22 protein-coding genes and 1 pseudogene are annotated in these 22,960 nt (G+C 73.4%); 9 read left to right on the top strand and 14 right to left on the bottom strand.

Annotated elements, in window-relative coordinates; all coding sequences use genetic code 11:
• Nucleotides 1–28: 28 nt before the first annotated feature.
• The 8 genes from AB0E77_RS31155 to AB0E77_RS31120 form a co-directional block, all read right to left on the bottom strand.
• Nucleotides 29–1,483, bottom strand: a complete 1,455-nt coding sequence (locus AB0E77_RS31155) for a hypothetical protein (protein ID WP_361577388.1) — start codon at nt 1,481–1,483, stop codon at nt 29–31.
• A 273-nt stretch (nt 1,484–1,756) separates the two neighbouring features.
• On the bottom strand, nt 1,757–2,728 hold the full coding sequence (locus AB0E77_RS31150) for a BadF/BadG/BcrA/BcrD ATPase family protein (RefSeq protein ID WP_361577385.1): 972 nt from the start codon (nt 2,726–2,728) through the stop codon (nt 1,757–1,759).
• Nucleotides 2,719–3,984 (bottom strand): 6-phospho-beta-glucosidase, encoded by a 1,266-nt coding sequence (locus AB0E77_RS31145; protein ID WP_361577382.1) that lies wholly within the window; start codon nt 3,982–3,984, stop codon nt 2,719–2,721. Before AB0E77_RS31145 ends, AB0E77_RS31150 begins: the two co-directional genes overlap by 10 nt.
• Before the next feature lie 7 nt (nt 3,985–3,991).
• Nucleotides 3,992–4,903 carry a carbohydrate ABC transporter permease gene (locus AB0E77_RS31140; RefSeq protein WP_361577379.1) on the bottom strand — a complete coding sequence of 304 codons (912 nt, stop codon included), beginning with the start codon at nt 4,901–4,903 and terminating at the stop codon, nt 3,992–3,994.
• Nucleotides 4,900–5,844 carry a sugar ABC transporter permease gene (locus AB0E77_RS31135; RefSeq protein WP_361577376.1) on the bottom strand — a complete coding sequence of 315 codons (945 nt, stop codon included), beginning with the start codon at nt 5,842–5,844 and terminating at the stop codon, nt 4,900–4,902. Before AB0E77_RS31135 ends, AB0E77_RS31140 begins: the two co-directional genes overlap by 4 nt.
• Before the next feature lie 6 nt (nt 5,845–5,850).
• Entirely contained in the window at nt 5,851–7,194 is a 1,344-nt protein-coding gene (locus AB0E77_RS31130) for an ABC transporter substrate-binding protein (protein ID WP_361577373.1), read from the bottom strand.
• A 90-nt stretch (nt 7,195–7,284) separates the two neighbouring features.
• Nucleotides 7,285–8,499 carry an ROK family transcriptional regulator gene (locus AB0E77_RS31125; protein ID WP_361577370.1) on the bottom strand — a complete coding sequence of 405 codons (1,215 nt, stop codon included), beginning with the start codon at nt 8,497–8,499 and terminating at the stop codon, nt 7,285–7,287.
• A gap of 203 nt (nt 8,500–8,702) precedes the next feature.
• Nucleotides 8,703–9,797 (bottom strand): mechanosensitive ion channel family protein, encoded by a 1,095-nt coding sequence (locus AB0E77_RS31120; protein ID WP_361577367.1) that lies wholly within the window; start codon nt 9,795–9,797, stop codon nt 8,703–8,705.
• 334 nt (nt 9,798–10,131) lie between these two features.
• Here AB0E77_RS31120 and AB0E77_RS31115 point away from each other — a divergent pair, with 334 nt between their 5' ends.
• Nucleotides 10,132–10,668: an HNH endonuclease gene (locus tag AB0E77_RS31115; protein ID WP_361577364.1), complete on the top strand. Its 537-nt coding sequence runs from the start codon at nt 10,132–10,134 to the stop codon at nt 10,666–10,668.
• 241 nt (nt 10,669–10,909) lie between these two features.
• On the opposite strand, the pseudogene AB0E77_RS31110 reads toward AB0E77_RS31115, so the two are convergent.
• From AB0E77_RS31110 to AB0E77_RS31100, 3 genes and pseudogenes are all read right to left on the bottom strand, one after another.
• Nucleotides 10,910–11,137: pseudogene (locus AB0E77_RS31110) on the bottom strand (ATP-binding protein); the annotation flags it as partial.
• A 136-nt stretch (nt 11,138–11,273) separates the two neighbouring features.
• Nucleotides 11,274–11,930, bottom strand: a complete 657-nt coding sequence (locus AB0E77_RS31105; RefSeq protein ID WP_361577361.1) for a class I SAM-dependent methyltransferase — start codon at nt 11,928–11,930, stop codon at nt 11,274–11,276.
• Nucleotides 11,931–11,953: 23 nt separating this feature from the next.
• Nucleotides 11,954–12,118 carry a hypothetical protein gene (locus AB0E77_RS31100; RefSeq protein ID WP_361577358.1) on the bottom strand — a complete coding sequence of 55 codons (165 nt, stop codon included), beginning with the start codon at nt 12,116–12,118 and terminating at the stop codon, nt 11,954–11,956.
• 232 nt (nt 12,119–12,350) lie between these two features.
• Here AB0E77_RS31100 and AB0E77_RS31095 point away from each other — a divergent pair, with 232 nt between their 5' ends.
• From AB0E77_RS31095 to AB0E77_RS31085, 3 genes are all read left to right on the top strand, one after another.
• The gene (locus tag AB0E77_RS31095; RefSeq protein WP_361577355.1) at nt 12,351–12,662 is read left to right on the top strand and encodes a hypothetical protein; all 312 of its coding nucleotides are present in this window, start codon (nt 12,351–12,353) and stop codon (nt 12,660–12,662) included.
• A gap of 9 nt (nt 12,663–12,671) precedes the next feature.
• Complete coding sequence (malQ, locus tag AB0E77_RS31090; RefSeq protein ID WP_361577352.1) at nt 12,672–14,774, top strand: 4-alpha-glucanotransferase; 2,103 nt, start codon at nt 12,672–12,674, stop codon at nt 14,772–14,774.
• A gap of 71 nt (nt 14,775–14,845) precedes the next feature.
• On the top strand, nt 14,846–15,121 hold the full coding sequence (locus tag AB0E77_RS31085; protein ID WP_361577349.1) for a hypothetical protein: 276 nt from the start codon (nt 14,846–14,848) through the stop codon (nt 15,119–15,121).
• Between the two features lie 420 nt (nt 15,122–15,541).
• Here the strand turns inward: AB0E77_RS31085 and AB0E77_RS31080 are convergent, their stop codons facing one another.
• A complete protein-coding gene (locus tag AB0E77_RS31080; RefSeq protein WP_361577346.1) occupies nt 15,542–16,042 on the bottom strand; it encodes a MarR family transcriptional regulator in 501 nt (166 codons plus the stop codon).
• Nucleotides 16,043–16,153: 111 nt separating this feature from the next.
• Here AB0E77_RS31080 and AB0E77_RS31075 point away from each other — a divergent pair, with 111 nt between their 5' ends.
• The 3 genes from AB0E77_RS31075 to AB0E77_RS31065 are packed head-to-tail and all read left to right on the top strand — an operon-like array spanning nt 16,154 to nt 19,014.
• Nucleotides 16,154–17,101, top strand: coding sequence for an EamA family transporter (locus AB0E77_RS31075; RefSeq protein ID WP_361577343.1), 948 nt, complete (start codon nt 16,154–16,156; stop codon nt 17,099–17,101).
• 32 nt (nt 17,102–17,133) lie between these two features.
• Complete coding sequence (locus tag AB0E77_RS31070) at nt 17,134–18,069, top strand: DMT family transporter (protein WP_361577340.1); 936 nt, start codon at nt 17,134–17,136, stop codon at nt 18,067–18,069.
• A 9-nt stretch (nt 18,070–18,078) separates the two neighbouring features.
• On the top strand, nt 18,079–19,014 hold the full coding sequence (locus tag AB0E77_RS31065) for a LysR substrate-binding domain-containing protein (RefSeq protein WP_361577337.1): 936 nt from the start codon (nt 18,079–18,081) through the stop codon (nt 19,012–19,014).
• On the opposite strand, the gene AB0E77_RS31060 is transcribed toward AB0E77_RS31065, so the two are convergent.
• Nucleotides 18,987–19,316, bottom strand: a complete 330-nt coding sequence (locus AB0E77_RS31060; RefSeq protein ID WP_361577334.1) for a putative quinol monooxygenase — start codon at nt 19,314–19,316, stop codon at nt 18,987–18,989. The two genes, AB0E77_RS31065 and AB0E77_RS31060, sit on opposite strands and share 28 nt — an antisense overlap.
• A gap of 63 nt (nt 19,317–19,379) precedes the next feature.
• On the opposite strand from AB0E77_RS31060, the gene AB0E77_RS31055 reads away from it, so the two are divergent.
• On the top strand, nt 19,380–19,733 hold the full coding sequence (locus tag AB0E77_RS31055; RefSeq protein ID WP_361577331.1) for a MerR family transcriptional regulator: 354 nt from the start codon (nt 19,380–19,382) through the stop codon (nt 19,731–19,733).
• A 53-nt stretch (nt 19,734–19,786) separates the two neighbouring features.
• Here the strand turns inward: AB0E77_RS31055 and pepN are convergent, their stop codons facing one another.
• Nucleotides 19,787–22,360 carry an aminopeptidase N gene (gene pepN / locus AB0E77_RS31050; protein WP_361577328.1) on the bottom strand — a complete coding sequence of 858 codons (2,574 nt, stop codon included), beginning with the start codon at nt 22,358–22,360 and terminating at the stop codon, nt 19,787–19,789.
• 113 nt (nt 22,361–22,473) lie between these two features.
• On the opposite strand from pepN, the gene AB0E77_RS31045 reads away from it, so the two are divergent.
• On the top strand, nt 22,474–22,956 hold the full coding sequence (locus tag AB0E77_RS31045) for a DUF1203 domain-containing protein (RefSeq protein ID WP_361577325.1): 483 nt from the start codon (nt 22,474–22,476) through the stop codon (nt 22,954–22,956).
• The last annotated feature ends 4 nt before the right edge of the window (nt 22,957–22,960 follow it).

Genomic DNA, 22,960 nt, shown 5'->3' with positions numbered 1-22,960 from the left:
CATCCGTTCGCCGGTCCATGGCCGCGCATCACCGGTACTCCGACAGCCTGCGGCCGATGCCCAGCACCGCGCCGGCCGCGCCCAGCACGGCGAGGGCCGCCGCGCCCTCGGGCAGCAGGCGCATCGCGCCCAGGCCGTCGCCCGCCGCCCGCTCGAACTCGTCCTTCTCGTGGCCGAGGGCCTCGGCCAGCGAGGCGTCGACGCCGTCGAAGCACTCGACCGTGGCGCCCTTGCCGCCGATCACCAGATCCAGCGCCTGCTGGTAGTTGCCGTTCTCGTCCTGCTCACGGGCGGACGCGTGGCGCTTCTTCCACTCCGTCATGTTGTCGTTCGCCGCCGCGACCGGCCGGCTGCCCGCCTCGTCGTCGGCGAGCCGCCGCGCCTCGGCCAGGCCCTTGCCGAGGGCGGTCATGTTCTTCTCGAAGTCGAAGTCGTAGGCGTCGTACGTCTCGTCGCCGACCTTCGTCGTCTCCGCGCCGCGCGCCACCAGCGTGAGGTTCTCGTCGCCCCGGGCCTTGAGGGAGGCGATGCGGGCCTCGTGCAGCGCGTTCAGCGAGCGCACGCCGTGGTCGTAGGAGTCGTTCAGGTCGGACCGCGCGACGCTGTGGCCGACGACCAGCCACAGCAGGACGACGGCCGCGGCGGACGTCGCGGCGACCAGGCCGTGGTTGAGGACCCGGTTGGTGCGCCGGTAGTTGCGGTGCTGAGCCCAGCCCAGGGCCGCCAGCGCGAGGACGCCGAGGGCGATCGCCGCCCAGGGGTAGGGCTTCGCGTCGGCGTAGTCGTCGCTCAGCCGCTGGTTCTCCCGGGTGTAGAGGTCCTCCGCGGCCGGGAGCATCTCCTCCTGCATCTTCTCGTTGGCGTAGCGCAGATAGGCGCCGCCGACCGGGAAGCCCTGCCGGTTGTAGGTGCGGGCCCGCTCGATCAGGCCCTTGTACTCGGGCAGCAGGCGGTTGAGCCGGGTGATGGTCTGCGCGGCGGGCGAGCCGGCGTCCGAGCTGGCGGCGGCCTCCACGAGCCCCTCGGCCGCGGTGCGCACACCCTTCTCGTACCGGTCGCGGGAGGTCTTCGTCTCCTGGCCGCCGGCCAGGAACCCGCTGGAGGCCGCGGTGTTGGCCTCGGCGAGGGAGCGGTAGACGTCGGCGGCGGCGGAGCTGAGCGGCTGGCTGCGGTGGAGCACGTCGTCGGCGGCGGCGGACCGCTCGTTCATCTGCCAGGCGGTGACCGCGCCGAAGGCGAGGACGAGCACCGCGAGCAGGGCGCCGATGATGCGCAGCCGGCCCGGCTCGGTGGTGGCCGCGGCGCGCAGGCGGTCCACGCCCTCGGCGAACGCGGTGCGGCGAGGCGCCGGGGACGGGGAGCCGGGCGGGGCGCCGCCGGCCGCACGCTGCTGCGGCAGGGGCGGCCCCGGCGGTACGGCGGGCGGCGGGGGCATGCTCGCGCCCGGCGGTGGCGCCGCGCTGCGCTTCGGCGGTCGAGTCACTCTGACCTCCCCCATGGTCATCCGTCGCCGCAAGTATCGCGCCCCGCACCGACATTCGCACCGGCCTTCACCCGATCTTGATCCGAACGCGGGGTTCCGCACCCCGCGCACGGCATCGGTCGACCGGTGGCACCGCCCTCAGCCCTGCCCATGAATACGCGTTCGGAAGCGGTTCGGTTCCCCGCCGGGTGCCTCATGCGCCCCGTGAGCGCCCCCTCGGCCCCCTCGCGCCCCTGAGCCCCCTCCGTGCTCCTTCCGCCCCTTCCGCGCCCCTCAGGCGCCGAAGTGCACCCGCACCCGATCCTGCGCCCGAGGGCCCGCTCCCGTCCGGTCCAGCCCCAGCAGCACCGCGCCCAGCACCGGCGGCGCGGTCACCACGCGCGGCTCGGCCCGGGGCGCACGGGCCGCCAGCAGCTCGCGTATCCGGCCGTCGAGCCGGGGGTGCCGGGCGGCCAGGACGCTGCCGCCGAGCAGGACCGGCGTGGGTTCGTCCAGCAGGCCGAGCCGGGTCAGCGCGACGGTGGCCATCGTCACCACCTCGTCCGCCTGCCGGTCGACGACCGCCCGGGCCACGGGGTCGCCGTCGGCCGCCGTGGCGAACAGGACGGGCGCCAGCTCGTGACGCCGAACCGGCTCGACGCGCCGCAGATGCAGGGCCTCGATGAGGGCGTACATGGAGTCGAGCCCGAAGTGCGCCGGCAGGGTGCGGGCCAGCGCCGTGGGCTCGCCCCGCCCGTCCTCCGCGCGCGCGGCGTGCCACAGCGCCTCCTCGGCCAGGCCCCAGCCGCCGCCCCAGTCGCCGGAGATCCGGCCCAGGGCCGGGAAACGGGCGGTGCGGCCGTCGGGGCGCATGCCGACGCAGTTGACGCCGGCGCCGCACACGACGGCGACCCCGCGCGGCTCGGTGACACCGGCCCGTAGGATCGCGAAGGTGTCGTTGCGCACCTCCACGGACGTGCCCCACGCGCGCGCGTCCAGCGCGGCGGACAGTTCCTCCTCCTCCACGGGCAGATCGGCGTTGGCCAGACACGCCGAGACGTGGTCGACGCCCGTGACACCGGCCGCGGCGAACGCCCGCGTCACCGCCTCGGCGAGGGCGTCCACCGCCGGCCCGACGCCCACGGCGGGCGGACGGAAACCGCCGCCGCGTGCCGTGCCGAGCACCTCCCCGTCCGCCGCCACGACCGCCACGTCCGTCTTGCTGTTGCCCGCGTCCACGGCGAGCACGCTCCCGCTCAGGCCCACGCCAGGTGCTCCCGGTTGTGCGCGACCAGCCGGTCGGTGAGCCGCTCGGCGTACGCGTACTGGCCGACGAGGGGGTGGGCGAGCAGCGCCCGGAACACCCGCTCCCGGCCGCCGCGCAGGGCCGCGTCCAGGGCCAGGTCCTCGTACGCCGTCACGTTCGCCATCAGGCCCGCGTACAGCGGGTCCACGGCCGGCACGGCCAGCGGGGTCGCGCCCTTGCGCCCCACCGCGGCCTGCACCTCGATCACCGCGTCGTCGGGCAGGAAGGGCAGCGTGCCCCGGTTCAGGGTGTTCACCACCTGGTACGGGGAGCCGGTGCCGCCGAGCAGGGCCGCCGCCAGGTCCACGGCCGCCTCCGAGTAGTAGGCGCCGCCGCGCTTGGCCAGCAGCCCGGGCTTCTCGTCCAGGGCGGGGTCGGCGTACATCTCCAGCAGCCGCCGCTCCATCTGAGCGACCTCGGCGGCCCGGGACGGCTTGTGGCGCAGCTCCTCGACGACCTCGTCGTGCGCGTAGTAGTAGCGCAGGTAGTAGGACGGGACGACGCCGAGGCGGTCCAGGAGCGGCCGGGGCAGGCGCAGGTCGGCGGCGACCGTGTCCCCGTGGTCGGCCAGCAGGCGGGGCAGCACGTCCTCGCCCTCGGGGCCGCCGAGGCGGACGCCGGTCTCCCAGGTGAGGTGGTTGAGGCCCACGTGGTCCAGGTGGACGTCGGCGGGTTCGGTCCCGAGCAGCGCGGCGAACTTCCGCTGGAGTCCGATCGCCACGTTGCACAGGCCGACCGCCCGGTGCCCGGCCCGGAGCAGGGCGCGGGTGACGATGCCGACCGGGTTGGTGAAGTCGATGATCCAGGCGTCCGGGTTGGTCCGGCGCACCCGCTCGGCGATGTCCAGCACCACCGGCACGGTGCGCAGCGCCTTGGCGAGGCCGCCCGCGCCGGTCGTCTCCTGGCCGACGCAGCCGCACTCCAGCGGCCAGGTCTCGTCCTGCTCGCGGGCCGCCTGGCCGCCGACGCGCAGCTGGAGCAGGACCGCGTCGGCGCCGTCGACGGCGGCGTCCAGGTCGGAGGTGGTGACCACGCGGCCGCCGTGACCCTGCCGGGCGAAGATGCGGCGGGCGAGGCCGCCCACCAGCTCCAGCCGGTCCGCGGCCGGGTCCACCAGGACCAGTTCCTCGACCGGGAGCGTGTCCCGCAACCGGGCGAAGCCGTCGACGAGTTCGGGCGTGTAGGTCGAACCGCCGCCTACCACGGTGAGTTTCATTCGGTCATCAACCCTTTACTCCGGTCAGTGTGACGCCCTCGACGAACGCCTTCTGTGCGAAGAAGAACACGAGGATCACGGGGGCCATGACCAGCACGGTCGCGGCCATGGTGAGGTTCCAGTCGGTGTGGTGGGCGCCCTTGAAGGACTCCAGGCCGTAGGAGAGCGTCCAGGCGCCGGGGTTCTCGGAGGCGTAGATCTGGGGGCCGAAGTAGTCGTTCCAGGCGTAGAAGAACTGGAAGAGGGCCACGGCCGCGATGCCCGGCTTCGCCATCGGCAGGACGACCTTCAGCAGCGTGCGCAGCTCGCCGCAGCCGTCGACCTTCGCCGCGTCCAGGTACTCGTCCGGGATGGTCAGCATGAACTGCCGCAGCAGGAATATGGAGAAGGCGTCGCCGAAGGCCATCGGGACGATCAGCGGCCACAGGGTGCCGGACAGGTCGAGCTGCTTCGCCCAGAACAGGTACATCGGGATGATGATCACCTGCGGGGGCAGCATCATCGTCGAGATCACCAGCATCAGGGACAGGTGCCGCCCGCGGAAGCGGAACTTGGCCAGCGCGTACGCCACGGGGACCGATGACGCGACGGTCAGCACGGTGCCGAGGCCCGCGTACAACAGGGTGTTCCTCCACCAGGTGAGGAAGCCCGGGGTGTCCAGTACCGCACGGTAGTTGCCCCACTCCCAGGTGTGCGGCCACAGGTCTCGGGTGAGGGCCTGCTGGTCGCTCATCAGCGAGGTGAGCACCACGAAGACGAACGGCAGCGTGAAGAAGAGCGCGGCGGCCACCCCGAGCGAGTGGACGGCGATCCAGTGCAGCAGCACGCGCCGGCGGGCGGTGCGCTCCTCGGTGGGCGGCGGGCCGGCGGCCGCGGCGGGCCGGGCCGGCACCTGGGCCGTCGGTACCTGGGTGGTCATCGGTCACCTGCCTGGATCAGACCGCCCCGGCGGCGCATCAGCAGCGCCGTGAACGCCATCGCCAGCGCGAACAGCACGAGCGCGACCACGCAGGCCGAGCCGTAGTCGAAGCGCTGGAAGCCGAGGTTGTAGACGAGCTGGGGGAGGGTGAGAGTCGACTTGTCGGGATAGCCGGGCTCGAAGGACTGCCCGGAGCCGCCGATGATCCCGGAGGCGACCTTCCCGGCGACCAGCGGCTGCGTGTAGTACTGCATGGTCTGGATCACGCCGGTGACCACGGCGAACAGCACGATCGGCGAGATGTTCGGCAGCGTCACGAACCGGAACCGCTGCCAGGCCGACGCCCCGTCCAGCTCGGCCGCCTCGTACTGCTCCTTCGGCACGTCGAGCAGCGCCGCCATGAAGATCACCATCAGGTCGCCCACCCCCCACACCGCGAGCGCGGTCAGCGCCGGCTTGGACCACGCGGCGTCCGTGAACCAGCCGGGCGCCGGGACGCCGAGGCCCTCCAGGGCCGAGTCGACCGGCCCCGTACCGGGGTTGAGGAGGAAGACGAAGGCCAGCGTCGCGGCGACGGGCGGGGCGAGGTAGGGCAGGTAGAAGAGGGTGCGGAAGACCCCCGCGCCCGTCCTGATCTTCGTGATGAGCAGCCCGACGCCGAGCCCGAACACCACCCGGCAGGTCACCATGACCAGCACCAGCCAGAGGGTGTTGCGCAGGGCGGGCCAGAACAGCGGGTAGTCCTGGAAGACGTACGCCCAGTTGTCCAGCCCCCGGAACTCCGGGACGCCGAAGCCGTCGTACTTCATCAGCGAGAAGTACACGGTGGACACCAGGGGGTAGGCGAAGAAGACGCCGAACCCGACGAGCCACGGTGACATGAGGGCCGCCGTCCGAAGCGCCGAGGAACGGCGCTTCGCGCGGAGCGTGTTGGTGGCCATGGAGCGCTACTTCGCCTGCGCGATGTCGCGGTCGATCTGCGCGGCGGTCTTCTCCAGCCCGGCCTTGAGGTCCGTCGCCCTGCCCGACTCGTACTGGTAGCCGAAGTCCTGGAGCGTCAGCTGGTACGTCGCGCCGTTCACGGAGGCCGGCGGGGAGTTGGACTCGGGGTGCTGGGCGATGTCCAGGAAGGTCTTGAACGCCGGGTCGGCCTTCAGACCGGGCGACTTGAGGGCCGGGAAGGTGGAGGGCACGTTGTGGATGGCGTTGGCGAAGGCGACGACGGCCTCCGTGTCGGTCGTCATGTACTTCACCAGCTCCCACGCGGCGTTCTGCTTCTTGCTCCGCGGGGCGATGCCCATGACGGTGCCGGAGAGGAAGCCCTTGCCGTACTCGGCCACCTCGTCGTCGGCGACGGGCATCGGCGCGGTGCCGATCTCGAAGTCCACGCCCGCGTCCTTCGCCATGCCGAGCCGCCACTCGCCGTCGAGCTGCATGGCCACCTGGCCGGTGTGGAAGGGGTGTTCGGCGCCCCACTCGTCGCCGAAGGTGTTGCGGTACTTCTCCAGCCTGGCGAAGCCGCCGAGGTCGTCCACGAGCTTCTTCTGGTACGTGAACATCTCGGCGAACGCCGGGTCCGTGGCGACGCTGGACCTGCCGTCCTCGTCGAAGTAGGCGTGGTCCCACTGGGACATGTAGTGGTCGACGACGGTCTCGTAGCCGTGGTAGTTCGGCATGAAGCCGAGCTGCTCGTACCCGTCGCCCTTGGGCTTGGTGAGCTTCTTCGCCACCTGGGCGAACTCGCTCCAGGTCTTGGGCGGGTGGCTGATCCCGGCCGCCTCGAAGGCGTCCTTGTTGTAATAGAGGCCGTAGGCGTCGCCGAGCAGGGGCAGGGCGCAGCGGGTGTCCTCGAACCGGGTGTAGTCCAGCATCGGCTTCGGGATGAGCGCGTCCAGGTCGAGCTTCGACTTCTCGATGAAGGGCTTCAGGTCGAGGAAGGCGCCCGAGGAGCAGAACTTGCCGATGTTGGAGGTGGTGAACGAGGACACCACGTCGGGCCCGTTCGAACCGCCCGCGCGCAGGGCCTGGTTGAGCTTGTCGTCGTTGATGTTGCCGACGACCTTCACCTTGATGTTGGGGTGCGCCTTCTCGAAGCGGTCCACGTTGTCCTGGACGGCCTTCACCTCGGCGGGCGCGCTCCAGCCGTGCCAGAAGGTGATGGTCGTCTCGGCGTTCGGGTCGTCGGAGGCGCCGTCCGCCGAGTCCGCCTGGCCCGTACAGGCCGTGGCGAGCAGGGCGAGGGAGGCGGAGGCGGCGACCGCGAAGGCCGCTTTTCTTGACATTCCAGGCATGGCGAAGCTCCCAGGGGCAGGGCAGGGCAGGGCAGGGCAGGGCAGGGCAGGGCGGGGCGGGGCAGGGTCGGAGGACGGGGTGGCGCGGGGTCAGCGCGAGGTGTCGAAGACCTCGTCGCGGGTGGCCGCGAGCGCGCTCTCCAGCGCGCCGCGCAGAACGGGGTGCTCGGTCACGTCGCCGACGGCGAGGCGGGGCCGGGAGGCGGCCAGCTCCTCCAGCTCGTCCCGGATCAGATCGCGCAGCACCTCGCCGCCGGCGGTGAGGGAGGTGCCGCTCAGGACCACCAGCTCGGGGTCCAGGACCGAGACGAGCGAGGCGAGACCGGTGGCCAGCCGGGTGGCGTAGGTCCGCAGCAGCCGCCGGTGCGGCTCGTCGGCGCCGGCCCGCGCCGCGCGGGCGACCAGGGCGGCGGCGGCCTCGGGGTACGGCCCCGAGGGCACGTCGGTGACGCCGAGCTCCCGGGCCAGTCCCGGCAGCGCCTGGGAGCCGGCCAGCTCCTGGAAGCCGCCGCTGCCGGTGCGGCTGACCTTGCGGGCCAGCGGGGCGCCCGGTACGGGCAGGAAACCGACCTCGCCGGCGCCGCCGGTCCAGCCGCGGTGCAGCCGGCCGCCGAGGACCAGGGCGGCGCCGAGGCCCTCGTGGTTCCACAGCAGGACGAAGTCCTCGTGGCCCCGGGCGGCGCCGAGCCGCTGCTCGGCCACGGCGGCGAGGTTCACGTCGTTCTCGTACTCGACCGGCATCGGCAGTGCGGCGGCGAGTTCGTCCAGGAGGGTGGGGGAGTGCCAGCCGGGCAGGTGGGAGGCGTAGCGCAGCCGCCCGGTGCCCGGGTCGAAGGCGCCCGGGGTGCCGATGACGAGGCGGTGGACGTCGCCGCGGACGAGTCCGGCCGCCTTCACGGCGCCGTCGAGGGCGTCGGTGACCTGCTGGACGACGGGGGTGGCGGGACGCCGTCCGGGGGTGGGCAGCTCGTACCGGCCGACCGTGCGGCCGGTGACGTCGGCGACCGCGGCCAGGACGCGGCCCGGGGTGACGTCGAGCCCGGCGGCGTACGCGGCGGCCGGATTGACCTCGTAGAGCTGGGCTCCGGGCCCCGGGCGCCCCTCGGTCGTGCCGCCCGCCAGTACCAGCCCGGCCGCCTCCAGGCGGGCCAGCAGCTGGGAGGCGGTCGGCTTCGACAGGCCGGTCAGCTTGCCGATCCGGGTCCGCGACAGGGGGCCGTGCTCCAGCAGGAGATCGAGGGCGGCCCGGTCGTTCATGGCGCGCAGGACACGCGGGGTGCCCGGCGTTCCGGCGGTTCCTGCCATGCGTGTCCACACCTGCCTCTCGACCGCTCAGCTTTTCAGGGTACGGCTGGGGAAGTCCACCGCGCCGAGCAGCGGAAACGTCTGTTAGGAAAGTTTCCTGTTGGCTGGAGAACGTAGGCCCGCCCGCGGGGGGACGTCAAGAGACCGCCCCCGAGACGACGTGATCGTCACCTCGGGGGCGGTCTCCGGACGGTGTGGACGGGCTACTTGGTGGTGCTCGGCGGCGGGATCGGGGACGCCGCCATGGACTGCGGCGACACGGTGCTCGCGTACGCCGACGGTGCCGCGACGCCCGCCGTCGGGTCGGGGGCCGTGGCCCCGTCCACCGGGACCGTGGCGCCGCCGACGATCGCGATGCCGGCCTCGTCGAAGGCGCGCTTGATGCGCCAGCGGAGCTCACGCTCGACGGTGAGGGCCTTGCCGGGCATGGTCTTCGCGGAGACCCGCACCACCATGGAGTCGAGCAGCACGGAGTCCAGGCCGAGGACCTCGATCGGACCCCAGAGCATCTCGTTCCAGGGCTCCTCCTTGCTCATCCGCTCGCCGACCCCGGCGAGGGTCTCCTTCACCTTGTCCAGGTTCTCGTCGGAGCGGACGGTCACGTCCACGCCGGCCGTCGACCAGCCCTGGGAGAGGTTGCCGATGCGCTTGACCTCGCCGTTGCGGACGTACCAGATCTCGCCGTCGGCGCCGCGCAGCTTGGTGACGCGCAGCCCGACCTCGATGACCTCGCCGGAGGCCACGCCCGCGTCGATGGTGTCGCCGACGCCGTACTGGTCCTCGAGGATCATGAAGACGCCGGACAGGAAGTCGGTGACCAGGTTGCGGGCGCCGAAACCGATCGCGACGCCGGCGACACCCGCGGAGGCCAGCAGCGGGGCCAGGTTGATCTGGAAGGTGCCGAGGATCATCAGGGCCGCGGTGCCCAGGACGAGGAAGCTGGCCACCGAACGCAGTACCGAGCCGATGGCCTGCGAGCGCTGCCTGCGGCGCTCCGCGTTCACCAGGAGCCCGCCGAGCGCGGTGCCGTCCACGGCCCCGGCGGTGCGGTTCATCCGGTCTATCAGCTTGGTGATCGCCCGCCGTACCGCCGCGCGCAGCACCGTCGCGATCACGACGATCAGCAGCACGCGCAGCCCGATCGCGAGCCACGTCGACCAGTTCTGCTCGACCCAGCTCGCGGCGTTCGTCGCGTGCTCCTGGGCGTCCTTGAGCGTGGGCACCCCCGGGGCCGTCGGGGACGGCGAGGGCGACGGCGACGAACCGGCGGCCAAGGGGACGGCGGCGGACAGGGACACGGCGGATACCTCCAGGTGCAGCGGCCCGTCCCGCGGCGCGGGCGGCCGGGCGACCGCGGTCCAAGGGTCTGGTCCAAGGTCACGGGAAGGTCACCGGACGGGCAGGACAACCACACTAACGGGGCACGATGTGGGGATCGGCGAGAAGCCCGCAGGAGAGACGGTGCTCACCCGCGCTTGAACTGGTCAGGCTCCGGGGGATGCATCAGGTGTGGTCGAAAACACTCCCAGCCCGTTACCGGGACATGGTGGCGCGTTCACCTGGCATGAGGGGAGACTGACTACGGATCGTCCCGGCGCGAGCCACGCGCCGCCGGCGTACAAGGAGGCATCCGTGCCGCATGTCCTGGTTCTCAACGCGTCGTACGAGCCACTCGGCGTCGTACCGCTCCGCCGCGCGCTCGTCCTCGTCCTCGAGAACAAGGCCGTGTGCCTCGAGGAGTCCGGCGCCTTTCTGCACAGCGCGACCGTCACCGTCCCCGCACCCAGCGTGGTCCGGCTCAAGCGATTCGTGCGGGTCCCCTACCGGGGGCCCGTTCCTCTCACCCGGCGGGCGCTCTTCGCGCGCGACGGAGGCCGCTGCATGTACTGCGGCGGGGTGGCCACCAGCGTCGACCACGTCGTCCCGCGCAGTCGCGGGGGGCAGCACGTGTGGACCAACGTGGTGGCGTCCTGCCGCCGCTGCAACCACGTCAAGGCGGACCGGCACCTCGGCGAGATCGGCTGGCGCCTGCGCCACAAGCCCGCCCCGCCCACGGGCCTGGCCTGGCGCATCATCGGCACGGGCCACCGCGACCCGCGCTGGCTGCCCTACCTCCAGCCGTACGGCGCGGACGACGCCATGGCCCGGATCGACGGCATCTCGGCCTGACGGACCCGGGCCGGGCGGGGCTCGCTCAGCGCACCCAGTTCTTCAGCGGCTCGGTGTCCAGGGTGATCCCGACCGGCTCGGGGAGTGCGACATCCTTGCCGAAGGGCAGGGTCGGGCACGGCCTTGCCCCCCAGATGTCCGTTGATGAACTCGAGCCGTGCGCCTTCTGTGCTCCGGGCGGCGTGGCGGGCGAGTTCCTCGAACTCGGTGACGAGCATCTGGGGCCTGTCGGCGGTCACGGTCAGAGGGCTCCTCCGGATCTGCCGGGCTCCACACGCTCAGGGTAGGGGAGAACCGGCCTGCCAGGGGCCGTGTCCCACTCGGCGTACACGGTCTTGCCGACGAAACGCGGCTCCCGTCCCCACCGGTCGGCGAGTGCCTCGATGAGCAGGAGGCCGCGCCCGAACTGGTCGGCGGGCCGGGGGCACGGCAACCGCTCGCCGCGCGGGTCGCTCACCTCGACCCGCAGGACGCGGTGACCGAGTGTGATCCGCAGGCGGATGGTGGCCGTGCGGGATTCCAAGGGTGGTGAGGACGGTCCGGTGCCGCGGCTGGCGCCGGAGGCGTGGGCGGAGTTCACGGCGTCGCTGGGTCGAGGCCGGCCGTCAGGGGTGGCGCCACACCAAGGTGTAGCGCCAGAAGAGGCGGCGGCGGACTCGGGCGCCCGGCAGGGCGGTGCCGGCCTCCCGGCGAATGCCGGCGAAGGTCATGGCCGCCGGGCGGGTGACGGCGGTCATCGCGACCGGCGGGGCCACCGCGCGGCCGCGTGCCTTGACCCAGCCGACGGCGGCGTTCGCCGGGGCGGCGACGACGCCGAGCAGTTGGTCCCCCGCCGTCCGCGCCCGGTACAGCCCGACGACCACCAGTGTCCCTCCGGGAGCCAGCCGCCGGCGGAAGGCCGCCAGCGCCTCGGTGAGCGGCAGATGGTGCAGGACGGCGACGCAGGTGATGACGTCGAAGGGCCCCTCGGGCAGTCCGTGCGGAGCGTCCGCGACCGTGTACGTCACCGGAGTGCCCGGCCGGGTCAGCCGCCGGGCCGCCGAGACGATCACCGGATCGGCGTCGACGCCCCGCACCTCACCGGCCCGGGCCGCCAGTGACCGGGCGAGATCGCCGGTGCCGCACCCCACGTCCAGCGCCCGGCCGAACCGGCGGGGCAGCCTTCGCAGGAGCCACGGGTGGTAGTGGGCGTTGTGGTCCCAGGGGTGCGCGGCGTTGAACCGGTCGAGGGCCCGTAGCACCCGGTGCGGCAGCGACGTCATGGGGATCAGTTCATCAGGTCCCCCTACACGTACCGCAGCTCCCCCGGCCGCACCGAGCGCCCCAGCAGGGGGAGGGCCGTCGCCGCGGCGAGCAGGCAGGACGCGTACACGGCAGGCGCGACCAGCAGGGCCGCCCACGGCACCGAGCCGGCTCCGGTCACAACCGAGTACCAGGTGCCGACGGCCATGCCCCCCGACGCCCGCCAGCAGCAGCGCGGGTGCGAGCGGGAGGGCGGTCTCCAGCAAGCTCATGCCCGAACGAGTGACGGCCGCAGGGGAATTTCGTTCGGTTCTGGGGTGTATGCCCGGGGCAGAATGTGACCAGTGACACGTTGGCCGTCCTGGGGTGCCTGTCCGGGCGCCGACTGGGTAGGGCTGCCGTAACCCGCCAAAAGCGTGCTCGACACAAAGGAGACCCTCGTGGCTGCACCGGCACCCCTGCTGCTCCCGGCCCCTTCCAAACCCGTGGCGGAGCCGTCCACACCCTGGGCGGAGCCCTCCGCCGACTCCGGCACCCCGCACTACTGCGTCTTCGGCGCCACCGGCAGCTGTGCCGAGACGCCGCTCACCAGCGAGCCCCCGCTGCCCGACGCCGAGCCCCTCACCAGCGAGTCGCCGTTCGCCGACGCCGTGCCGCTGACCAGCGAGTCCTCGCCCGAACTCACGGCCGACGTGCCCGAGCAGGGCGGCCCCTCCTTCGCCGTCCCCGTCCCGGAACTCACGAGGTCGTAGAGGTCACAGATGCCCGCTGCCCGGCCGGCCGAGCCGCCCACCGAGGACCTTCCCGAGGATCTGACCAGGCTCGCCGCCCTGCACGGCGTCGCCACCTCCTACAGCCCCTCACCGGGCCGCACCGTCCCGGCCTCGGCCACCGCCGTCACCCTCGCGCTGGCCGCCCTCGGCGTGGACGCGGGCACCCCCGGAACCGTACGGGCCGCGCTCGCCGCCCGTGAGGCCGAGCTGCGCGAGCGCCTGCTGCCGCCGACCGTGGTCGCCCGCGCCGGCGGCGGCACCCCGGACGCCCTCGCCGCACTGCCCGAGGGCACCGTCCTGCGCGTCGAGACCGAACAGGGCGAGATCCGCGCCGACGCCGGACAGCTCCCCGCCGGGTACCACCGGCTGACCGCCACGGCGCCCGACGGCCGGACCGCCGAGGCCCACCTCATCGTCGCCCCCGACCGGCTGCCCGCCCCGGCCGGCCGTTCCTACGGGCTCCTCGTCCAGCTCTACTCCCTCCTGTCCCGCCGCTCCTGGGGCATGGGCGACCTCGGCGACCTCACCGAGCTGGCCGCCTGGGCCGGACGCGCCCTCGGCGCCGGATTCGTCCAGGTCAACCCGCTGCACGCGGCCGTGCCCGGTGCCCCCACCGACCCCTCGCCCTACCGGCCCTCCTCCCGGCGCTTCCCCGACCCCGTCCATCTGCGGATCGAGGCCGTGCCCGAGTTCGCGTACGTCCCCGGAGCCGACCGCGTACGCGCCCTCCGGCAGCGGGCCGGGCGGCTGCGGGAGGCCGTACTGGAGAAGGGCGCCCTCATCGACCGGGACGCCGTGTGGGAACTCAAGCGCGACGCCCTGGAACTGCTCCGCGAGGTCCCCCTCGGCCCCGGCCGCCGCGCCGCCTACTGCGACTACCTCGCCGAACAGGGCACCGCCCTGGAGGACCACGCCACCTGGTGCGCGCTCGCCGAGGTGCACGGCTCCGACTGGCGCCGCTGGCCCGAGGCGCTGCGCGACCCGCGCTCCGCCGAGACCGCCCGCGCCCGCGGCGAGCTGATGGACCGCGTCGACTTCCACTCGCGCCTCGCCTGGCTCACCGACACCCAGCTCACCGCCGCCCAGGACGCCGCCCGTGCCGCCGGCATGCCGGTCGGGATCGTGCACGACCTCGCGGTGGGCGTGCACCCGCTGGGCGCCGACGCCTGGGCCCAGCAGGACCACTTCGCCGCCGGCATGTCGGCCGGCGCGCCGCCGGACGCCTTCAACGCCCGCGGCCAGGACTGGGGCCTGCCGCCCTGGCGCCCCGACCGCCTCGCCGACTCCGGGTACGCGCCCTTCCGGCGCCTGCTGCGCGGCCTGTTCCGGTACGCGGGCGCCCTGCGCATCGACCACGTCATGGGCCTGTTCCGGCTCTGGTGGGTGCCCGAGGGCCATCCGCCCACCGAGGGCACCTACGTGCGTTACGACGCCGAGGCCATGCTCGCCGTCCTCGTCCTGGAGGCCACCCGGGCCGGCGCCGTCGTCATCGGGGAGGACCTCGGCACCGTGGAACCGGGCGTGCGCGAGGCCCTGCGCGACCGCGGGGTGCTCGGCACGTCGGTGCTCTGGTTCGAACGCGACTGGGCGGGCGACGGCCGGCCCCTGTCCCCCGGGCAGTGGCGGGCCGACTGCCTGGCCACCGCCACCACCCACGACCTGCCCTCCACCGCCGCCCGGCTCACCGGCGACCACGTCGAACTCCGCGACCGGCTCGGGCTGCTGACCCGCCCGCTGGAGCAGGAACGCGCCGAGGCGGCGGCGGACACCGCGGAGTGGCTCGGCCTGCTCGCCCGCCTCGGGCTGCTCCAGGGCACCGCCGGCGGCACCGACACCTCCGCCGAGGAGGCCGAGATCCAGGCCGTCCACCGCTTCCTGCTGCGCACCCCCGCCCGCATGGTCGGCCTCTGGCTCCCCGACACCGTCGGCGACCGCCGCCCGCAGAACCTCCCCGGCACCTGGGACCAGTACCCCAACTGGCGGCTGCCCGTCGCCGACGCCGAGGGACGCCCGGTGACCCTGGAGGACCTGGCCGCCTCCCCACGCCTGCACGCCCTGATCGACGTGATGCGGGCCCGCTCCGCGCACTGAACGGAGGCGCCCGGGGCCCCGTACGGCACCCCGGGCGCGCGCCCCGTTCGGCCGTTCGCTAACTTTGCACCGTGGACAAGAAGAACGCCCTGCGCGCCGGCGCCCTGGCAGCCGGTACGACGCTGATGATGCTGCTCATGTCGTCCCCCGCGCTCGCGCTGACCCGCGACGACGGCGACGACCCCGGCACGGGCCTGAGCGTCATCGAGACGCTGGGTCTGTACGTCCTGCTCCCGATCGCGCTGTTCGTGGTCATCGCGGGTCTGGTCATGGTCCTGGACAGGTCCCAGGAGAGTCACCGCTCGACCAGCCGCAACGTGAAGACCAAGGCCGGCGCCAAGGCCTGACGGCCCACCACGGCACCAACCGATCGGCGCCGGCCCCGTCGCACGTACGCGCATCAGCCGTACCTGCGACGGGGCCGGCGCCTTTCGGCGTTCCCGGGGGGTGGATTCCCGGCCGTATGCTCTGGCCGGGTCACCTGGCCAGGGGTTCGGCGTCGTCGGGCCGAGCGCCTCTGGACGCCGGCGCTGCGGGCGGTCTTCGCCACCGTCCTCGGCCATGTGGACCCCGCCCGGAGCCGGGCGGCCGGCCACCTCACCGGTGTCGGCCACCGCTACCCCGCCCCCCCCCGCGGCTCCTACCGGCTGACCGGCACCCGCGTGCCCGACGTGGTGTTCGCGGGCGGCGGACGACGCGGACGCGGCACAGACCGCGGCGGCCGTCGCCGCCCACGTGGGCTGAGCGGCCGTCCCCTTCTCGGCCGTCTACTTCTCGGTGCCGGCGAGGAGTTCGCGCAGCAGGTCGGCCAGCTGCGCGGCGCGGTCGGCGTCGAGGGCGGCGAGCGCCTCGGTCTGGACGGCGAGACCGGCCCCGACCGCCTCGTCGATCAGCTCCAGACCCTTCTCGGTGAGCGTGACCCGCAGCCCCCGGCGGTCGTGCGGATCGGGGGAGCGGCGCAGCAGCCCGGCCCGCTCGAGTTTGTCGAGGCGGCCGGTCATGCCGCCGGTGGTGAGCATCAGCGTGGCCGAGAGCTGCCGGGGGGAGAGCGCGTAGGGCTCGCCGGAGCGGCGCAGGGTGGCCAGGACGTCGAACTCACCCCGGGAGATCCCGTACGGCGTGTACGCCTTCTCCATCCGGTCGCCCATCGCGCGCGAGAGCCGGAAGACGCGGCCGAAGACCTCCATGGCGGCCGTGTCCAGGTCCGGCCGCACCGCCGCCCACTGGTCGACGATCGCGTCGACGGGGTCCTTGGGGGGTTCAGTCATGGAACGAGTATCGGCGCCCTCCCGCTCGACCGCAAGAAAGTAGCTTGACGGAAACTTGCTTAGAAGTAAGCTACTTCCGCCGAGTTTCTCTCGCCTCCGAAGGGTGCCCTCATGGCCGCCACCCGCCCCGCCCTCATCGCGCTCACCGCCCTCGCCCCCGTCTCCTGGGGCACCACCTACGCCGTCACCACCGAGTTCCTGCCGCCCGACCGCCCTCTGTTCACGGGCCTGATGCGCGCCCTGCCCGCCGGGCTGCTGCTGCTCGCCCTCGTCCGGGTGCTGCCACGCGGCGCCTGGTGGGGGAAGGCGGCGGTGCTGGGCGTGCTGAACATCGGGGCGTTCTTCCCGCTGCTGTTCCTGTCCGCCTACCGGCTGCCGGGCGGCATGGCGGCCGTCGTCGGCTCGGTCGGCCCGCTCTTCGTCGTCGGGCTCTCGGCGCTGCTGCTGGGGCAGCGGCCCACCGCCCGTGCCGTGCTCACCGGCCTCGTCGCCGCGTCCGGCGTCAGCCTGGTCGTGCTCAAGGCGGCCGGAGCGCTGGACGCGCTCGGCGCGCTGGCGGCCCTCGCTTCCACCGCGTCGATGTCCGCCGGCACCGTCCTCACCAAGCGGTGGGGGCGCCCCGACGGCGTCGGCCCGCTCGCCCTCACCGGCTGGCAGCTGACCGCCGGCGGCCTCCTCATCGCCCCCGTCGCCCTCCTGGTCGAGGGTGCCCCGCCCGCGCTGGACGGCCCGGCGGTCGGCGGCTACCTCTACCTCGCGCTGGCGAACACGGCGGTGGCGTACTGGCTGTGGTTCCGCGGCATCGGCCGGCTCTCCGCCACCCAGGTCACCTTCCTCGGCCCGCTCTCCCCGCTGACCGCCGCCGTGGTCGGCTGGGCGGCCCTGGGGCAGGAGCTGACGCCCGTGCAGACGGCGGGCATGGCGCTGGCCTTCGGCGCGACCGTAGCGGGGCAGCTCACACCCCGCCGCCAGGCCGACCCGGCCGTACCGTTCAGTTCTCCTTCAAAGAACGGTCGAAAAGATTCGATGGACCTGACGGGTCCGGCCCTGCGACGGTGACGGCACCGGCCTCCGACTGGGAAAGGACCTTCGTGGCCATCGCCGACCGCCGCACCCTCACCACCACCCATCCCGGCGACACCCCTGCCGGCCGGCCGAGGACCACGACTCCCGTCGCCCTCGGCCTCGGGCTCGCCGTCCTCGCGACCCTCGTCTGGTCCGGCAGCTTCGTCACCTCCCGCGCCCTCGGCGACAGCGTCCCGCCCGTCCAGCACGCCTTCTGGCGCTGGGTGGTGGCGCTCGCCGTCGTCGCCCCCTTCGGCGCCCGGCGGGCCTGGCGGCAGCGCGCGCTGATCCGCCGTCACCTCGGCTTCGTACTCCTCGCCTCCCTGCTCGGCGTGACGGTCTACAACACCCTCGTCAACCAGGCCGGCGTCACCACCCCCGCCGCCAACATGGGCATGATCATGGCCGCCTCGCCGGTCCTGATGGCCGTCTTCGAGCGCGCGTCCGGCGTCCGGCTCGGCGCCCGCCGGATCGCCGGCCTCCTCATCGCCTGCACGGGCGTGCTGCTGCTCGTCGGCGGCGGGGCGTCCTTCTCGGCCGGCGACCTGTGGATGATCGCCGCCGCCTGCTCCTTCGGCTCCTACAGCGCGCTGCTGCGCCGCCGCCCCGCCGGCCTCGACGGCTCCGCCTTCCTGTTCACCACCTTCCTGGCCGGCACCGTGATGCTGCTGCCCGCACAGGGCGTCAGCCTCGCCGTCCAGGGCGGCTTCACCCCGACGGCCGGCACGGTCCTGCCGCTCCTCTACGTCGGCGTCGCCTCGTCGGCCGTGGCCTTCTTCGCCTGGAACAGAGCGATCTCCCTGATCGGCGCGGCCCGCGCCGGTGTCGTCTACTACCTCCAGCCGGTCTGCGTCGCCCTCCTGTCCTGGCTGCTGCTGGCCGAGCCGACCGGCTGGGCGCAGGCCGGCTGTATGGCGCTGATCCTGGGAGGCGTCGTCCTCGGCGCGGGGGCCCGCCGGTAGGTTGCCGCCATGGCCGAATGGGACCTCCGCAAGCTCCAGATCCTGCGGACGCTGCGGGACCGGGGCACGGTGACCGCGACGGCCGAGGCGCTGCACATGACGCCGTCGGCCGTGTCCCAGCAGCTGACGAACCTCTCCCGGCAGCTCGGCGTGGAACTGCTCCGGGCCCACGGCAGACGGGTCCGATTGACGGACGCGGCCCGGCTCGTGCTCGGGCACGCCGAGGCGGTGTTCGAGCGACTGGAGCGCGCCGACGCCGACCTAGCGGCCCACGTCCACGGGGACGCCGGTCAGGTGCGGGTCGGCGCCTTCTCCACCGCCGTACCCGCCCTCGTCGTACCGGCCGTGACCGCGCTGCGGGCGACGCGTCCCGGCATCACGGTGCGGGTGCGGGAGACCGAGGCGCAGGAGGCGTACGAGCTGCTCGCCGCCCAGGAGGTGGACCTCGCCCTGTCCCTGGCGGCGCAGGCGCCGTCCCCCGCCGACCCCCGCTTCACCCGCGTCCCGCTGCTCGCCGACCCGCTGGACGTCGCCCTGCCCCGCGACCACCCGCTCGCCGCCGCGGCCGGGCTGCGGCTGGCCGACCTCGCCGCCGAGCCGTGGATCTTCGGCGGCAGCGGGCCCTGGTCCGACATCACCCGGGGAGCCTGCGAGGCCGCCGGGTTCCGCCCCCACCAGGGGCACTCGGCGGCCGGCTGGACGGCGATCCTGGCGATGGTCGAGGCGGGCATGGGCGTCGCCCTCGTGCCGCGCATGGCGGTGGTGCCGCGCGACGGCGTGGCGATGCGGGAGCTGCGCGCGGACCGCCCGGTCCGCCACGTCGTCGCGGCCGTGCGCAGGGGAGCGGAGGAGGGGACGGCGGTGGGCCGGGTCCTGGACGCGCTGCGCACGGCCGCCGCACCCCGTCCCGGCGGAGCTCAGACCACGTCGCCGGCCGCCGGATAGGCGCTCAGCATCGTGTCGAAGTACCCCTCCACCTCGCCCTCCAGATACTCCGGCAGACGATCCAGGAACGCCCGCAGCGCCGGGAGGGCGTTGTGCCGGTCCAGGTCGGCCTGGGAGCGCCAGACCTCGTAGAGGAAGAACCGGCCGTCCTCGTGCTCGTGCAGGTGGTACTGGAGGTTCCCCTCCTCCCGCCGGGTGGGCTCGACGAGGGAGGTGAGGACCCGTCTGACCTCGTCGGCGCGCTCGGGCTTGGGGCGCAGGAAGCCGTAGAGGGACAGGGGCGTTCGCGGTGAAGTGGTCATGCGCCGACCGTAGGATCTCTCATCGATGTGAGGTTCAAGGCCGTCGAGTGTGAGGTGGGGCACATGAGGATCGGCGAACTGGCACGGGCGACCGGCGTGAGCGTCCGGCTGCTGCGCTACTACGAGGAGCAGGAGCTGCTCGCCCCCGGGCGCGGCGCGGGGGGCCAGCGCCACTACCCGGCCGAGGCCGTCACCGAGGTCGCGCGCATCCGCACGCTGCTGGCCGCCGGGCTCCCGACCCGGGTCATCCGCGAACTCCTCCCGTGCGTCCTCGGCGACGGCCCCGAGGTCGACGTCTGCGTCCAGGACCTGCTGCGGGAGCGGCTCGGCGACCTGGACGACCGGATCGCCGAACTGCGGCACGCCCGGACGCTGCTCGGCGAGCTGCTCGACGCCTCCGTACGCGCGGCCGCCTGACACGCGAAGGGGGCGCCCGGTGCGGCACCGGGCGCCCCCACGTGTGCGTGTCGCTACTCGGCCGCCGCCGCGTCGGCCGCCTGGGCCTTCAGGGCGCGCTCGATGCCCGAGCGGGACTCCGAGACCAGCCGGCGCAGGGCCGCGTTCGGCTCGGCGGAGGACAGCCAGGCGTCCGTGCGGTCCAGGGTCTCCGGGGACACCTGCACGGCCGGGTACAGGCCGACCGCGATCTGCTGGGCGATCTCGTGCGAACGGGAGTCCCAGACGCCCTTGAGCGCCTCGAAGTACCGCTCCGTGTACGGCGCCAGCAGCTCGCGCTGGTCCGTCTGGACGAAGCCGGCGATGACCGCCTCCTGCACGGCGTTCGGCAGCTTGTCGGACTCCACGACCGACTCCCAGGCCTCCGCCTTGGCCGCCTCGGTCGGACGGGCGGCCCGCGCGGTGGCGGCGTGGCGCTCACCGGCGGCCGTCTTGTCCCGCTCGTACTCGCTCTGGATCTCCGCGCCGCCGAACCGGCCCACGGCCGCGAGGCGCTGCACGAACGCCCAGCGCAGCTCGGTGTCGACGGCCAGACCCTCGATGCTCTGCGTGCCGTCGAGCAGCGCGTCCAGGAGGTCGAGCTGCTCCGGCGTCCTGGCCGTCGCCGCGAACGCCCGCGCCCACGCCAGCTGGTGGTCGCTGCCCGCCTCGGCGGCGCGCAGGTGGGCCAGCGTCGCCTCGGTCCAGCGGGTGAGCAGCGCCTCGCGGGCGGTCGGGGCGGCGTACTGGTCGATGGCCAGCTTCACCTGGCGGTGCAGCGACTGCACGACGCCGATGTCGGACTCCTTGCCGATGCCGGACAGCACCAGCGACAGGTAGTCCCGGGTGGCGAGTTCCGCGTCCCGGGTCATGTCCCAGGCCGACGCCCAGCACAGGGCGCGCGGCAGCGACTCGGTGAAGTCCCCGAGGTGCTCGGTGACCACCGCGAGGGACTGCTCGTCCAGGCGGACCTTCGCGTACGACAGGTCGTCGTCGTTGAGCAGCACCACCGCCGGGCGGCGCTTGCCGACCAGCTGCGGCACTGACGTCAGCTCGCCGTCCACGTCCAGCTCGACCCGGTCGCCGCGCACCAGCTTGCCGTCCGCGTCGAGGTCGTAGGCGCCGATCGCGATGCGGTGCGGGCGCAGGGTGGGCTCACCCTTGGCGCCGGCGGGCAGCGCCGGGGCCTCCTGGCGGATCGCGAAGGAGGTGATGACGCCGTCCGCGTCCGTCTCGATCTCCGGGCGCAGCACATTGATGCCGGCCGTCTCCAGCCACGCCTTCGACCAGGTCTTCAGATCGCGCCCGGAGGTCTCCTCCAGCGCGCCCAGCAGGTCGGACAGGCGGGTGTTGCCGAACGCGTGCCGCTTGAAGTACGCCTGCACGCCCGCGAAGAACGCGTCCTCACCGACGTACGCGACGAGCTGCTTGAGCACGCTCGCGCCCTTGGCGTACGTGATGCCGTCGAAGTTGACGAGCACGTCGTCCAGGTCGCGGATGTCCGCCATGATCGGGTGCGTGGACGGCAGCTGGTCCTGCCGGTACGCCCAGGTCTTCATCTGGTTGGCGAACGTCGTCCACGAGTGCGGCCACTTCGAGCCCGGCGCGTCGGCCTGGCAGGCAGCCTCGGCGTAGGTGGCGAACGACTCGTTCAGCCACAGGTCGTTCCACCACTCCATGGTGACCAGGTCGCCGAACCACATGTGCGCCAGCTCGTGCAGGATCGTCGCCGCCCGCACCTCGTACGCGGCGTCCGTCACCTTGGAGCGGAACACGTACTGGTCGCGGATGGTCACCGCGCCCGCGTTCTCCATCGCGCCCGCGTTGAACTCCGGCACGAAGAGCTGGTCGTACTTCTTGAAGGGGTACCGGTAGTCGAACTTCTCCTGGAACCAGTCGAAGCCCTGCCGGGTCACCTCGAAGATGGCGTCCGCGTCGAGGTGCTCGGCGAGCGAGGGCCGGCAGTAGATGCCGAGCGGCACCGACTGGCCGTCCTTCTCGTAGGCGCTGTGCACCGAGTGGTACGGGCCGACGATCAGCGCCGTGACGTACGTCGACATGCGCGGGGTCGGCTCGAAGGACCAGACGTTGTCCTTCGGCTCGGGCGTCGGCGAGTTGGAGATGACCGTCCAGCCCTCGGGCGCCGTCACGGTGAACTGGAAGGTCGCCTTCAGATCCGGCTGCTCGAAGCTCGCGAAGACCCGCCGCGCGTCCGGCACCTCGAACTGGGTGTAGAGGTACGCCTGGTCGTCCACCGGGTCGACGAAGCGGTGCAGGCCCTCACCGGTGTTGGTGTAGGCGCAGTCCGCGACGACGCGGAGGACGTTGCGGCCCTCCAGCAGCCCCGGCAGGGCGATGCGGGAGTCCTGGAACACCTCGGCCGGGTCGAGCGTGTCGCCGTTCAGCGTCACCTCGTGGACCGTCGGCGCGACCAGGTCGATGAAGGACTCGCCGCCGCCCGGGGCGACGTCGAAGCGCACCGTGGTCACGGACCGGTAGGTGCCGCCCTCCTGCGCGCCGGTGAGATCGAGATCGATCTCGTACGAGTCAACGGTCAGCAGCTTCGCCCGCTGCTGCGCCTCTTCGCGAGTCAGGTTTGTGCCAGGCACGCGGTCATCTCCTCGTTATGTGTGGGTTGCGCCATCCTTCCACGTGGCCGACCCCGAACGCGATGTCCAATTCCCGCCGGTACGCGGGTCGCGTGCGCGTGAGGCTGGGACCCATGAACGGCTACCTCGTACGGCCCGTCCCCCCGGCCGCCCTCAAGGAACTGCGCGACACCGACGACGCCGGCCGCGCCCCCGTCCCCGTGACCGATGACGAGGGCGGCTCACCCCTGCGCTGCTGCCTGCGCCACAGCGTGCCGGGGGAGCGCATCGCCCTGGTCTCCTACGCGCCGCTGCGCCGCTGGGCGGCGGCGACGGGCGCCGACCCGGGCGCGTACGACGAGCGGGGGCCGGTCTTCGTCCACGCCTTCGCCGAGGACTGCGCGGGCCCGGAGACGGACGGCCTGCCCTTCACCAACTCGCACCGCGTCCTGCGCCGCTACTCCGCCGACGGACACATCCTGGGCGGGCGGCTGATCGGGGACCCCGGCGCCTTCCCCCACGCCCTCCGGGAAGCGTTCGACGACCCGTCCGTGGCGGTCGTCCACGTCCGGGCCGTCGAGTACGGCTGCTTCCTCTACGAGGTCGGGCGGGGGTAGCCCG

Source organism: Streptomyces sp. NPDC032940 (genome assembly GCF_040636935.1).
Classification (GTDB): domain Bacteria; phylum Actinomycetota; class Actinomycetes; order Streptomycetales; family Streptomycetaceae; genus Streptomyces.
This window is presented reverse-complemented; position numbering and strand designations above follow the sequence as displayed.

Coding starts and splice junctions, on each gene's coding strand:
- AB0E77_RS31105 (WP_361577361.1), bottom strand. CDS start 11,930: ATGACGTCGCTGCCGCACCGGGTGCTACGGGCCCTCGACCGGTTCAAC.
- AB0E77_RS31080 (WP_361577346.1), bottom strand. CDS start 16,042: ATGACTGAACCCCCCAAGGACCCCGTCGACGCGATCGTCGACCAGTGG.
- AB0E77_RS31130 (WP_361577373.1), bottom strand. CDS start 7,194: ATGCCTGGAATGTCAAGAAAAGCGGCCTTCGCGGTCGCCGCCTCCGCC.
- malQ (WP_361577352.1), top strand. CDS start 12,672: ATGCCCGCTGCCCGGCCGGCCGAGCCGCCCACCGAGGACCTTCCCGAG.
- AB0E77_RS31125 (WP_361577370.1), bottom strand. CDS start 8,499: ATGGCAGGAACCGCCGGAACGCCGGGCACCCCGCGTGTCCTGCGCGCC.
- AB0E77_RS31060 (WP_361577334.1), bottom strand. CDS start 19,316: ATGACCACTTCACCGCGAACGCCCCTGTCCCTCTACGGCTTCCTGCGC.
- AB0E77_RS31145 (WP_361577382.1), bottom strand. CDS start 3,984: ATGAAACTCACCGTGGTAGGCGGCGGTTCGACCTACACGCCCGAACTC.
- AB0E77_RS31045 (WP_361577325.1), top strand. CDS start 22,474: ATGAACGGCTACCTCGTACGGCCCGTCCCCCCGGCCGCCCTCAAGGAA.
- AB0E77_RS31140 (WP_361577379.1), bottom strand. CDS start 4,903: ATGACCACCCAGGTACCGACGGCCCAGGTGCCGGCCCGGCCCGCCGCG.
- AB0E77_RS31075 (WP_361577343.1), top strand. CDS start 16,154: ATGGCCGCCACCCGCCCCGCCCTCATCGCGCTCACCGCCCTCGCCCCC.
- AB0E77_RS31100 (WP_361577358.1), bottom strand. CDS start 12,118: ATGGCCGTCGGCACCTGGTACTCGGTTGTGACCGGAGCCGGCTCGGTG.
- AB0E77_RS31055 (WP_361577331.1), top strand. CDS start 19,380: ATGAGGATCGGCGAACTGGCACGGGCGACCGGCGTGAGCGTCCGGCTG.
- AB0E77_RS31135 (WP_361577376.1), bottom strand. CDS start 5,844: ATGGCCACCAACACGCTCCGCGCGAAGCGCCGTTCCTCGGCGCTTCGG.
- AB0E77_RS31065 (WP_361577337.1), top strand. CDS start 18,079: ATGGCCGAATGGGACCTCCGCAAGCTCCAGATCCTGCGGACGCTGCGG.